This window comes from Streptomyces sp. NPDC050315 (assembly GCF_040655775.1).
Taxonomy (GTDB): Bacteria; Actinomycetota; Actinomycetes; order Streptomycetales; family Streptomycetaceae; genus Streptomyces.
On sequence record NZ_JBFAKN010000002.1, the window covers coordinates 322266 to 334406 of the forward strand.

Genomic DNA, 12141 nt, shown 5'->3' on the forward strand with positions numbered 1-12141 from the left:
CAATCGCCTCCATGGACAGCTCCAACACGCGTCGTGAGGCGACCCGGCGCAAGCTCTTCGAGGCCGCGGTGACGCTCATCGCCGAACAGGGTTTCTCCTCCACCACGGTGGACGAGATCGCCGAGCGGGCGGGTGTCGCGAAGGGCACGGTCTACTACAACTTCGCGAGCAAGAACGTGCTCTTCGAAGAGCTGCTCCGGCACGGCGTGGAGATGCTGGCCGCCTCGCTCCAGAACGCCGCCGACGAGGTGGCGGAGCGGGGCGGCTCCCGGGTCGACGCGCTGGACGCGATGATCCACGCGGGGCTGTACTTCATCTCGCAGTACCCGGCGCTCACCCAGCTGTACGTGGCCGAGCTGTGGCGCACGAACCGGACGTGGAACTCCACGCTGATGCTGGTGCGGGAACGGGCCGTCTCCGTGGTCGCCGACGTCATCCGGGACGCGGTGGCCGGCGGCGAGCTGAGCGAGGAGATCGACATCCCGCTGACGGCTTCCGCGCTGTTCGGGATGGTGCTGGTGGCGGCGCTGGACTGGCAGTCCTTCCAGCCGGACCGGTCGATCGACGACGTGCACGCGGCGCTCTCCCGGCTCCTGCAGGGGCGGGTGAGCGGCCATCAGGGCGCGGGCGGGGCAGGCGCCGAGGCCGGTACCGGCGGTTCCTGAGGATGAGCACCCAGCCCTGAGTACACGTACTCAGAAGGCGAGATGAGTAGGTACGCGGATGGGCCGCGACCTGCGCGGACGGGAAAGTGGAGGCCACGGAGGGGAAGCCGGCGCCGGTACCGCCGACACGGGGCGGCGGAACGGTGCGGCCTCCCCGACGTGGCAGGGGGAGCCACGGGGGAAACGGGGCTCCACGGGGGAGCCACGGGGGAATGGGGCTCCACGCTCCACGGGGGAGCACGGGGGACACCGGGGAAACCCGGTGGTACGGGGGAAGAAGGGGGGAAGTACGGGGGAAGCCGGGGCAACCCGGCGGAACGGGGGAAGTACGGGGGACGCGCTGTCCTGGTCGGATCGAAGGGGGAACGATCCGCGCCAGGGCAGCGCGTTTTTTCGTGCCCGGCCCCAGGTCGCAGGCCGCCCCGCGGCGTTGTCAGTGGTCGCCGATAAAGTTTCGTACATGGCACGGATTGCGGTGATCGGCGCCGGGACGGGCGCGATGGCGGCCGCTGCCCGGCTGGCCGTCGCGGGCCACCAGGTGGCGGTATGGGAGCGCGGCGAGACGTACGGCGGCTCGCTGCGGCGGTTCGAGCGCGCCGGTTTCGGCTTCGACACCGGGCCCGGGCTGCTGCATCTCCCGGCCGTGCAGCGCGACCTTTTCGTCAAGACCGGCCGCGAGCCGCTGGAGAAGCTCGTGGACCTGGTCCAGGTCGACCCGGCGAGCCGCCATGTCTTCCCCGACGGCACCGATGTCGCCCTGCCGAACGCCTCGCGGGCCGGCGTCACCGAGGCACTGGACCGGGCGCTCGGCGGGGGCGCGGGCGAGCGCTGGAGCGCGCTGCTGGTCCGCGCCAGGGAAGCCTGGGACCGGACCCGGCGGCCGCTGCTGGAGGAGCCCCTGTGGCCCGACTGGCGGGTGCTGGGGCGCGAGCCGTATCCGGCCGTCGGCCGCAAGGGCCTCCTCAAGCGGCGCCCGGCGCGCACCCTCGCCGAGGTCGCCGCCCTGGAGCTCAAGGACCCGCGGCTGATCGCCCTGCTGGAGAGCCACGCGCTGGCGTACGGCTTCGACCCGCGCACCGCCCCCGCGAGCGCCACGGTCCTGCCGTACATGGAGCAGACCTTCGGCTCGTGGTACGTCGGCGGCGGGCTGCGGGCGCTGGCCACGGCGCTGTACGAGCGCTGCCTGGCCAGGAAGGTGGAGTTCGCCTTCGGTGCCGAGGTGCGGCGGCTGATCGTCAAGGACGGCCGGGCGGCCGGGGTGGAGCTGGCCGACGGGCGGGTGGCGGACGCCGACATGGTGGTCGCGGGTGTCGACCCCTGGACGCTGGCCGGGCTGACCGGCGACTCCCCCGGCGCGGCCGGGCAGGTCCGCGGCGCGGACGACGTGCTGCCGCCGGCGACGCCGCCGAGCGGGCGGTTCAGCGTGCTGCTGGCGCTGCGCGGCGCCCGGGAGGCGGGCGCGGCGCACCGTACGGTCGTGCACGCCGCGGACCGGGAGGCGGAGCTGACGGGCGTCTTCGGGGGCGGCGGGCTGCCGCAGGCGCCCACGGTGACGGTGCTGCGCCCCGACGACCCGGCGCAGCGGCCCGACGAGGACCACGAGGCGGTGACGCTGACGGTGACGGTCCCGGCGCATACGGAGGGCGGCGCGGGAGGCGTCGACTGGGCGGCGGACGGGGTGGCCGAGGCATTCGCCGACCGGGTGGTCGCGACGGCCGCCGCCGCGGTGCCGGACCTGGTCGACCGCGTCCTGTGGCGCGAGATACGGACGCCGGCGGACACCGCCGCCGACACGGGCGCGCGGGGTGGCGCGGTGCCCGGCCCCGCGCTGGCCGGCCTGGACGGCCAGGCCCTGCACCCGGCCAACCGTACGCGGATACCGGGTCTCTACACGGCCGGTGGATGGTCCCACCCGGGCGGCGGCCTGGCGCATGCGGGCATGTCCGGCGCGCTGGTGGCGGGCCTCGTCGTCAACGGCGACGACTGGCGCGGCTCGCAGTAGCGGGACCGTCCGTCGCGGCTCGCGGCACGTCCGACGTGCCCGCCGGACCGCCCCGGGCTGCGCCTCAGTACCGGCGCCCGGCAGCAGGCCAGTACCGCCGCTCAGTACCGGTACTGCTGCTCGTCGTACCCCTGCTGCGGATAGCCGTAGCCCTGGTGCTCGGGCTGGTACTCGGGCTGGTGCGGGGGCTGTTCGGGCGGGAGGTCGCCGCCCGCGCGCTGCTGGGGGACCCAGACGCCGCCCGGCGGGGTCTCCGGGCCCGCGCCGTAGTACTGGCCGTCGTAGCCCGCGCCGTACTGCTGCGGGGTCTGGCCGCCGTGACCGTAGGGGTCCTGCCCGCCGTAGGGGTCGGCGGGCGGGTACTGCGCATAGGCGTCGTACGGCGCGCCGTACGGGTCCTGGCCCGCGTAGGGATCGGCGTAGCCGCCCGGGCCGCCGTCGTAACCGCCGTAGGGATCGGCGGCATAGCCGTCGTGGGCGGCAGCGGGCTCGTAGTGGCCGCCGTAGGGGTCCTGCGGATGCTGTCCGGGCCGGGCGTCGGTGCTGTAGATGCCGTACTGGCCGGTCTCGTCGGGCAGCGGCTGCGGGGCGTAGACCGGCGTGACCCGGGTGGCGTCCGTGCCGTACGGGTCGTAGCCGTCCGGGCGGGCGTCGTAGGCGTCCGTGTACGAGGCCGCGACGGCGTCGGGCGAGTAGCCGCCGGGACCGGCGTACCCGGCCTGCATGCCGTAGTCATCGGCGCCGTGGCCGTCAGCGGCCTCCTGCGGGCCGTGCCGGTCGTCGTCCGGGAACGGGCCCGCCGCCGGGCCGCCGGCCGCACCGACGGCCTCCGGGGCCGGTTCAGCGGCGGCTCCCCGGCCGCCCGAGCGCCGTCTGCCGCTCACCCGGGGCCGCCCTGCCTCCAGCGCCCAGCCCATCGTGAAGCCGCGCCGGAAGGAGAGCGTGACGTAGGTCTGGCCCACCGCGAAGGCGATCGCGCCGATCGCGATGACCACGATGGACGGGAGGACCACGCCGATGACGACGCCGAGGAAGCCGAAGAAGGCCAGCAGCCGCCAGCGGAGCCGGGCCTTGTACTGCAGCAGGACCTCGCCCAGCAGCCAGAGCGCCACGACGCCGAAGGCGATGTAGAGGATCGTCCAGCCCATGTACGCCCCTGTTTCCGCCGCTGTGGGCCACCGTCGTCAGGTCTGCTGGTGCAGACCCAGATTCTCGTAGATTTCCAGCGTCGCCGTGGAGTGGTTCAGGGTAATGAAGTGCAACCCCGGAATGCCCTCGGCGGTCAATCGTGCACACAGCTCCGTGGCGTACTCGATACCAATGGAGCGTACCGCCGCCGGATCGTCCCTGACGGCCAGGATGCGTTCCGCCAGCTCGGGCGGGAAAGCCGCATTGCTGAGCTGCGCGAACCGCTCGATCTGCCGGACGTTCGTGACCGGCATGATCTCCGGGATGATCGGCGTTTCGCAACCGGCGGCGGCCACCCTGTCACGAAGGCGCAGATAGTCCTCCGCGTAGAAGAACATCTGGGTGATCGCGAAGTCGGCGCCCGCACGGCACTTGTCCACGAAGTGCCGGATGTCGGTGTCCCAGTCGGTGGAGCGCGGGTGCATCTCGGGGAAGGCCGCGACGCCCACGCAGAAGTCGCCGGACTCCTTGATCAGCCGGACCAGGTCGGCGGCGTACGCGATGCCCTCGGGGTGGCGCACCCACTCGCCCATCGGGTCGCCGGGCGGGTCGCCGCGCAGCGCGAGCATGTTGCGGATACCGGCATCGGCGTACTGGCCGATGATATTCCGCAGGTCGGCGACGGAGTGGTTGACCGCGGTCAGGTGGGCGACCGGGGTGAGCGTGGTGTCCGTGGCGATCCGCTCGGTCGCCCGGACGGTGCCCTCACGGGAGGTGCCGCCGGCGCCGTAGGTCACCGACACGAAGGTCGGGGCGACGGCCTCGATGCGGCGAATGGCCTTCCACAGGGTCCGCTCGCCCTTCTCCGTCTTCGGGGCGGCGAACTCGAACGAATAGGACCGCTTGCCGGAGGCGAGCAGTTCGCGCACCGTACGCGCGCGGTCAGTCCTGGTGGAAGCTGTACCTAGGGCCATACCGGCAGGTTAACCACCGGCCAGGCAGGCCCCCAACCACGTACGGCCCTATGCCCCGGTTTGCCGGTTTCCTGTTCACCAGTCGGACACTTCACGTCAGACCGCTGATCATCGGCCCGGTACGCCGCGACCCGCTGTACGCAGGGCCTCACAGGGCGTACACCCCGTACGCCCTCGCGTCACGCGTCGTACGCGCGGATCCGCTTCGCCAGCTCGGCCGCCGCCGCGCCCGGGTCCGCCGCCTCGGTGAGCGCGCGCACCACCACGACCCGGCGGGCGCCCGCCGCCAGCACCTCGTCCAGATTGCCCGCGTCGATCCCGCCGATCGCGAACCAGGGGCGCGCGGGCTCCTGCGCCGCCGCGTACCGCACGAGGTCCAGGCCGGGGGCGTGCCGGCCCGGCTTGGTCGGGGTGGGCCAGCAGGGGCCCGTGCAGAAGTAGTCCACGCCCGGCTCGGCGAGGGCGGCGTCCACCTCCGCCTCCGCGTGCGTGGACCGGCCTATCAGGACGCCCTCGCCGAGGATGGCGCGCGCCGCGGGGACCGGCAGGTCGCCCTGTCCGAGGTGAAGCACGTCGGAGCCGATGGCGTGCGCGACGTCCGCCCGGTCGTTGACCGCGAGGAGCTTGCCGTGCCGCCGGCAGGCGTCCGCGAAGACCTCCAGGTGCGCCAGCTCCTCGCCGGCCTCCATGCCCTTGTCGCGCAGCTGCACGATGTCCACGCCCGAGGAGAGCACCGCGTCCAGGAACTGCGGCAGATCGCCCTGCTCCTTGCGGGCTCCCGTGCACAGGTAGAGGCGGGCGTCGGACAGGGCCTGTCGTGCGGTGCTCATCGGGTCTCCCCCAGACGGGGCGTACGGACCGGACCGGGCCGGCCGGTCCGCACGCCCTTCGGTTGCGACGGTGTGGCGGGTGGGTCAGACGGCGAGCGCCTGTGCCCGGCGCTTCACCTCCGTGCCGCGATTCTCGCGCAGCGCCTGCGCGGGCGTCCCCGGCAGGGTCTCATCCGCGGTGAACAGCCACTCCAGCATCTCTTCGTCGGTGAAGCCGTCGTCCCTGAGGAGCGTGAGCGTCCCCACCAGGCCCTTGACGACCTTGCCTTCCTTGATGAACTCGGCCGGCACCTGGAGGGCCCTGTTCTCACCGCGGCGCACCGCGATCAGCTGGCCCTCCTTGACCAGCTGCCTGACTCGCGTCACCTCGACGCCGAGTTCCTCGGCGATGTCGGGGAGGGTGAGCCAGGCGGAAACCAGTCCATCGATCTTTGCGTCAATCTCGGTCACACCCCCAAGCGTGCCATCCCCCACTGACAGTCGGTAGCCGGGCATCGCCATCAGTGCACACCACCGGCCACAGCCGGCGGCCGCGCCGCCGCTAACGCACCTGCGCCGCAGCCGATTTCAGCGGTACCGAGGCGTCCGCCGCGGCCGTCCGGTCCAGCAGCGCGCCCCGCTCGATGAGCTTGCGTCCCTGCGCCAGGTCGCGCGGCCGCCCCACGGCCAGCAGCGCCACCAGCGCGCCGTCCCGCAGCCACAGCGCCGTCCACGCCGCGCTCCCGGGGTCGCCGCGCCAGACTAGCTCGTCGGCCACACCGTGGTACCCGGCGCACTGCACGAACCGGCCGAACTGCTCCGACCAGAAGTAGGGCACGGGGTCGTACACGGTGCCCTCGACCTCGCACCGGGCGATGTTCGAGGCGACCGTGCGCGGCCCCTGAAGGGCGTTGTCCCAGTGGTGCACCAGGAGCCGGCGGCCGTAGCGGGCGGACGGGAAGGAGGCGCAGTCGCCGACCGCGTACACATCGGGCACCGAGGTGCGCAGCCGCTCGTCGGCCCGTACGGAGCGGTCCTCGCACAGCTCGACACCGGAGCCGGCCAGCCAGTCCGTGGCGCAGCGCGAGCCGATGCCGATCACCACGGCGTCCGCGGGCAGGGACGTGCCGTCGGCGAGCAGAACGGCGCCTTCTTGCACTGCGGCGACTCTGGTCCCGGTACGGAGCGTGGCCCCCGCGTCGGCGTACCAGCGGGCCATGTGGGCGGCGACCTCTTCGGGCAGCGCGCCGGCCAGTGGGCGGTCGGCGGCCTCCACGACGGTGACCTCGCAGCCGGTCTCGCGGGCCGCGGTGGCGAACTCCGCGCCGATCCAGCCCGCGCCGACGACCACGATGCGCTGCTGGGCGGCCAGTACCGGGCGCAGCCGCTCGGCGTCGTCCAGGGTGCGCAGCACGTGCACACCCGGTACGCCCTCGCTGCCCGGGAGGGTCATGGCCTCGGCCCCGGTGGCGATGACCAGCCGGTCGTAGGGCACCGGGCCGGCCTCGGTCAGCACCTCATGGGCGTCGGCGTCGAGTCCGGTGACACTCGTGCCGAGCTGCAGCTCGATACCCAGGGAGGCGAAGTCGACGTCGAAGGCCGAGCCGTCCGCCTTGCCGAGCAGCACCGCCTTGGAGAGCGGCGGCCGGTCGTAGGGCGGGTGCGGTTCGGCGCCGAGCAGGGTGATCGTGCCGCGCCAGCCCTGTTCGCGCAGGGCAACGGCGGTCTGCACGCCCGCCATCCCCGCGCCGGCGATGACGACGCGGCGCGAGCGGTCGGGGGTCCGCGAGTACTTGCTCTGCTGGCTCACCTGATCACTCTAGGACGCACCCCTTCGGGGGGCTTAGCACCGCGCGACGAGATCTCTGACACAGGGTCACGCTCCGGCCGCGCAGAGCACCCTTACGGCGAGTGTCGCGCGCGTACTACTCTGACGGCACTTGTACTCGCGGGAGCCCGGACGCACCGGGCTGAGAGGGAGGCTGCGGCGGCCTCCGACCGTACGAACCTGATCCGGGTCATGCCGGCGAAGGGAGGGGCTGGAAGCCCATGCATCCACCTGCACGTACACCGGCGGAGACAGCTGCCGGGCGGCCCGACGCGGTGATCGTCGGGGGCGGTCTCATGGGGCTCGTGACGGCCTGGCGGGCGGCCCAGCGGGGCCTGCGCACCGCCGTCGTGGACCCGGAGCCGGGCGGCGGCGCGGCGCGCGTCGCGGCCGGCATGCTGGCCGCCGTCACGGAGCTGCACTACGGCGAGGAAACGCTCCTGGGGCTGAATCTCGACTCCGCGGCGCGCTATCCGGCGTTCGCCGCCGAGCTGGCCGAGGCGAGCGGCCAGGACCTGGGACACCGGCGGTGCGGCACGCTCGCCGTGGCTCTGGACGCCGACGACCGCGCCCACCTGCGGGAGCTGCACGCACTGCAGCGCCGCTGCGGCCTGGACTCGGAGTGGCTGACCGGCCGCGAGTGCCGGAAGCTCGAACCGATGCTGGCGCCGGGCGTGCGCGGCGGTCTGCGGGTGGACGGTGACCACCAGATCGACCCGCGACGGCTCGCCACGGCCCTGCTGACGGCCTGCGAGCGGGCCGGGGTGGAGTTCGTACGGGAGCGGGCCGCGCGGCTCACAGTCGCCGGGGACCGGGCCACCGGCATCGAGCTGGCGGACGGCACGGCGCTGCCGGCCGGGCAGGTCGTGCTGGCGGCCGGCAGCTTCAGCGGACGGCTGGCCGGGGTGCCCGAGCACGTACGGCCGCCAGTACGGCCGGTCAAGGGCCAGGTGCTGCGGCTGCGGATTCCCGCCGCGTACGGCCCCTTCCTGTCCCGCACCGTGCGCGCCGTGGTGCGCGGCGGCCCGCTCTACCTGGTGCCGCGCGAGAACGGCGACATGGTCGTCGGCGCCACCAGTGAGGAGCTGGGCTGGGACACCACGGTGACCGCGGGCGGCGTCTACGAGCTGCTGCGCGACGCGCACGAGCTGGTGCCGGGCATCACCGAACTGCCGCTGGTCGAGACGATCGCCGGGCTGCGCCCCGGGTCGCCCGACAACGCGCCGCTCCTCGGGCCCAGCGCGCTGCCCGGCCTCCTGATGGCCACCGGCCACTTCCGCAACGGTGTGCTGCTCACCCCCGTCACCGGTGACGTCATGGCGCACGCGCTGACCACCGGGGAGCTGCCCGAGGAGGCGCGGCCCTTCACGCCGCTGCGCTTCGGGCCCGCAGCCGCCGCTTCCCCCGATCCGGCGCCGCAGCGCGCCGCACTCCAGGAGCAGACCGCATGACCGCCTCGAAGGCACCCGACCCCGCCGCCCCCGTTGCCGCGCCCGTCACCGTCTCCGTGAACGGCGAGCCGCGCGAGATCCCCTACGGCCAGCCGCTCGACCAACTCGTGGCCACTCTGACCACCGCCTCCAGCGGAGTCGCCGCCGCCGTCAACGAAGAGGTCGTCCCGCGCAGCCAGTGGGCGGCGACCCCGCTCGGCAACGGGGACCGCGTCGAAGTTCTCACCGCAGTCCAGGGAGGCTGATCCGTACAGATGGCCGATACGTACACCATCGAGGAGACCGCCCCGGAGGCGGCGACAAGCGCGGCTCCCGAAGCCGACCCGCTCGTCATCGCCGGCACCGCCTTCCGATCCCGGCTGATCATGGGGACCGGTGGCGCGCCGAGTCTGGACATCATGGAGCGCGCGCTGCTGGCCTCCGGTACGGAGCTGACCACCGTGGCGATGCGGCGGCTGGACCCGACAGTGCAGGGCTCGGTGCTCTCCGTACTGAACAGACACGGCATACGGACGCTGCCGAACACCGCGGGCTGCTACACCGCGGGCGAAGCGGTGCTGACCGCCCGGCTGGCCCGTGAGGCGCTCGGCACGGACTGGGTGAAGCTGGAGGTCGTCGCCGACGAGCGGACCCTGCTGCCGGACCCCGTGGAGCTGCTGGACGCGGCCGAGACGCTGGTCGACGACGGGTTCACGGTCCTGCCGTACACCAACGACGACCCGGTGCTCGCGCGGAAGCTGGAGGACGTGGGGTGCGCGGCGATCATGCCGCTGGGCTCCCCCATCGGCTCCGGGCTCGGCATCCGCAACCCGCACAACTTCCAGCTGATCACCGAGCGGGCCGGGGTGCCGGTCATCCTGGACGCCGGCGCCGGCACCGCCTCGGACGCCGCGCTGGCCATGGAGCTGGGCTGCGCCGCCGTCATGCTGGCCTCGGCCGTCACCAGGGCCCAGGAGCCGGTCCTGATGGCGCACGCCATGCGGCACGCGGTCGAGGCGGGCCGGCTGGCGTACCGGGCGGGCCGCATCCCGCGCCGCCACTTCGCCGAGGCGTCCTCCCCGGCCGCTGGAATGGCCGAGCTGGACCCGGAGCGGCCCGCCTTCTGAGGCATCTCGGCAGGGGCGCCGGAAGGCCCGCCTCCGGCGCCCCGGCCTGCGCCTCGTACCCCTCCGCCCGTTACCGTTCGGCTGCAGTCCGGCCCGTACGGCACGGAGGGCATGAGGGCGGTGGACAGCTGCTCGTAGACTCGTCTGCCGTGGATACCACCCTTCAGGACCCCCTGGTCGGACAGCTGCTCGACGGCCGCTACCGCGTCCAGGCGCGCATCGCCACCGGCGGGATGGCGACGGTCTACCGCGCCGTCGACACCCGGCTGGACCGTGTGCTCGCCCTGAAGGTGATGCACCCCTCACTGGCCGCCGACGCCTCCTTCGTCGAGCGCTTCATCCGGGAGGCGAAGTCGGTGGCCCGACTGTCGCACCCGAACGTGGTCGGCGTGTTCGACCAGGGCACCGACGGCACGTACGTGTACCTCGCCATGGAGTACGTCGCGGGCTGCACCCTGAGGGACGTACTGCGCGAGCGCGGCGCCCTGCAGCCGCGCGCCGCGCTGGACATCCTGGAGCCGATCCTCGCGGCGCTGGGCTCGGCGCACCGGGCGGGCATGGTGCACCGCGACATGAAACCGGAGAACGTGCTGATCGGGGACGACGGCCGGGTCAAGGTCGCCGACTTCGGCCTGGTCCGCGCGGTCGACACCAACACCACGGCCACCACCGGCACGGTGCTGGGCACCGTCTCCTATCTGGCGCCCGAGCAAATCGAGGACGGCAGCGCGGACACCCGCGCGGACGTCTACGCCTGTGGCGTGGCGCTCTACGAGATGCTCACCGGCAGCAAGCCGCACGGCGGCGGTACGCCGGCCCAGGTGCTCTACCAGCACCTCCACGAGGACGTGCCGGCGCCCTCCGGGCTCGTACCGGGGCTGCCACCCGAGCTGGACGACCTGGTCGTCGAGGCCACCGCGCGCAACCCCGAGGTGCGCCCGCAGGACGCCGTGACGCTGCTCGCGCTGGCCCGTAATGCGCGCGCCGCGCTTACGGACGAGCAGCTGGACGCGGTACCGCCGCAGGCGAAGGCCGCGACCGGCCCGGCCGGCGCGGAGGACCGTACGAGCGTGATCCAGCGCGCGGCCGCGGTGCAGCTCTCGCTGCCCGAGGTGGCCGACGCCGCCGACGACACGGCGGGCCACACCACGCGCCTCGAAGTGCCGCCGGCCGCGGACGGGACGACGGGCCGGCTGCCCACGGGGGCGGCGGGCGGCGCACGGCGCGCGGAGACCGCTCGGGCGCCGCGCCGCAGGACGCTCTTCGTCGTCCTCGCGCTGCTGGCCGCGCTGCTCGCGGGGACCGGTGTCTGGTACGTCACCACCGGCCAGTTCACGACCGTGCCGGCGGTGCTGGACATGACGCAGGCCAAGGCCGAGCGGACGCTGCACGACGCGGGGCTGGACGTGAAGGTGCGGCGGGCGTACAGCTCCACCGTGGAGCGCGGGCACGTGATCTCCACCGACCCGGAGAACGGGCAGCGCATCCGGGGCACCGGCACGGTCACCGTCACGCTCTCCAAGGGCCCCGACATCGTCTCCGTACCGGACCTCTCCGGCACCCCGGTCGCCGACGCCCGGCGCAAGCTGCGCGACCAGGGACTGACCCCGGGGACCGAGCGCAGGGCGTTCAGCGACGAGGTGGCCAAGGGGTCGGTGATCCGTACGGACCCGGACTCGGGGGCCAAGCGGCGCCCCGGTACGGCGGTGGCGCTGACCGTCAGCCGGGGCAGCGCGATCGACGTGCCGGACGTGGTCGGCGACGACCGCTCGGACGCGGCGGCGGAGCTGCGTGAGGAGGGCTTCCGCGTGAAGTTCGCGGCGCAGCCCGTGTACTCGGAGGAGGACAAGGGCGCGATCGCGCGGCAGTCCCCCGGGGCGGGCGAAACGCTGGGCGAAGGGGACACGGTGACGCTGACCCTGTCCAAGGGGCCGCAGATGGTCGAGGTACCGGACGTCGCGGGGCAGAACGTGGACGACGCGAAGCAGGCGCTGACCGCCGCGGGCTTCGAGGTCGAGGTGAAGAAGCCGTTCTTCTTCCCGACGGACACGGTCGAGAGCCAGTCCGTGGACGCCGGTGACACCGCCCCGAAGGGCAGCACGATCACCATCACCCTGGAGAGCAAGATCTAGGAGTTATCCACAGGGGGCGGCGGGTGTCGGTGAGGGGCGCTACCTT

The 12141-nt window shown here is 73.5% G+C and carries 11 protein-coding genes and 1 riboswitch; of the genes, 6 read left to right on the top strand and 5 right to left on the bottom strand.

Translation table 11 applies throughout. From position 1 onward, the window contains the following. The first annotated feature begins 11 nt into the window (after positions 1-11). Positions 12-665, top strand: a complete 654-nt coding sequence (locus AB0I82_RS08440) for a TetR/AcrR family transcriptional regulator (protein ID WP_363256362.1) — start codon at positions 12-14, stop codon at positions 663-665. 460 nt (positions 666-1125) lie between these two features. After that, a complete protein-coding gene (locus AB0I82_RS08445) occupies positions 1126-2667 on the top strand; it encodes an NAD(P)/FAD-dependent oxidoreductase (protein WP_363256363.1) in 1542 nt (513 codons plus the stop codon). Between the two features lie 101 nt (positions 2668-2768). Here the strand turns inward: AB0I82_RS08445 and AB0I82_RS08450 are convergent, their stop codons facing one another. The 5 genes from AB0I82_RS08450 to AB0I82_RS08470 all read right to left on the bottom strand — a co-directional run bounded on the left by AB0I82_RS08450 (position 2769) and on the right by AB0I82_RS08470 (position 7388). Further along, positions 2769-3815, bottom strand: coding sequence for a hypothetical protein (locus AB0I82_RS08450; protein ID WP_363256364.1), 1047 nt, complete (start codon positions 3813-3815; stop codon positions 2769-2771). Positions 3816-3851: 36 nt separating this feature from the next. Continuing rightward, positions 3852-4769, bottom strand: coding sequence for a methylenetetrahydrofolate reductase [NAD(P)H] (gene metF, locus AB0I82_RS08455; RefSeq protein ID WP_363256365.1), 918 nt, complete (start codon positions 4767-4769; stop codon positions 3852-3854). A gap of 179 nt (positions 4770-4948) precedes the next feature. After that, complete coding sequence (gene thiE / locus AB0I82_RS08460; RefSeq protein ID WP_363256367.1) at positions 4949-5599, bottom strand: thiamine phosphate synthase; 651 nt, start codon at positions 5597-5599, stop codon at positions 4949-4951. 84 nt (positions 5600-5683) lie between these two features. Continuing rightward, complete coding sequence (locus AB0I82_RS08465; protein ID WP_363256368.1) at positions 5684-6049, bottom strand: Rv2175c family DNA-binding protein; 366 nt, start codon at positions 6047-6049, stop codon at positions 5684-5686. Positions 6050-6140: 91 nt separating this feature from the next. Continuing rightward, positions 6141-7388 (bottom strand): FAD-dependent oxidoreductase, encoded by a 1248-nt coding sequence (locus AB0I82_RS08470; protein ID WP_363256369.1) that lies wholly within the window; start codon positions 7386-7388, stop codon positions 6141-6143. Between the two features lie 128 nt (positions 7389-7516). Continuing rightward, positions 7517-7630, top strand: a riboswitch (TPP riboswitch). Between AB0I82_RS08470 and thiO the strand changes: the two genes are divergently transcribed. From thiO to pknB, 4 genes are all read left to right on the top strand, one after another. Beyond that, positions 7628-8857, top strand: a complete 1230-nt coding sequence (thiO, locus tag AB0I82_RS08475) for a glycine oxidase ThiO (protein ID WP_363256370.1) — start codon at positions 7628-7630, stop codon at positions 8855-8857. Its footprint overlaps the riboswitch before it by 3 nt. After that, positions 8854-9102, top strand: coding sequence for a sulfur carrier protein ThiS (gene thiS, locus AB0I82_RS08480; RefSeq protein WP_363256371.1), 249 nt, complete (start codon positions 8854-8856; stop codon positions 9100-9102). The genes thiO and thiS overlap by 4 nt, the downstream gene beginning before the upstream one ends. Before the next feature lie 9 nt (positions 9103-9111). Next, complete coding sequence (locus tag AB0I82_RS08485; RefSeq protein ID WP_363256372.1) at positions 9112-9963, top strand: thiazole synthase; 852 nt, start codon at positions 9112-9114, stop codon at positions 9961-9963. A 149-nt stretch (positions 9964-10112) separates the two neighbouring features. Next, positions 10113-12095, top strand: coding sequence for a Stk1 family PASTA domain-containing Ser/Thr kinase (gene pknB, locus AB0I82_RS08490; protein WP_363256373.1), 1983 nt, complete (start codon positions 10113-10115; stop codon positions 12093-12095). Positions 12096-12141 lie beyond the last annotated feature (46 nt).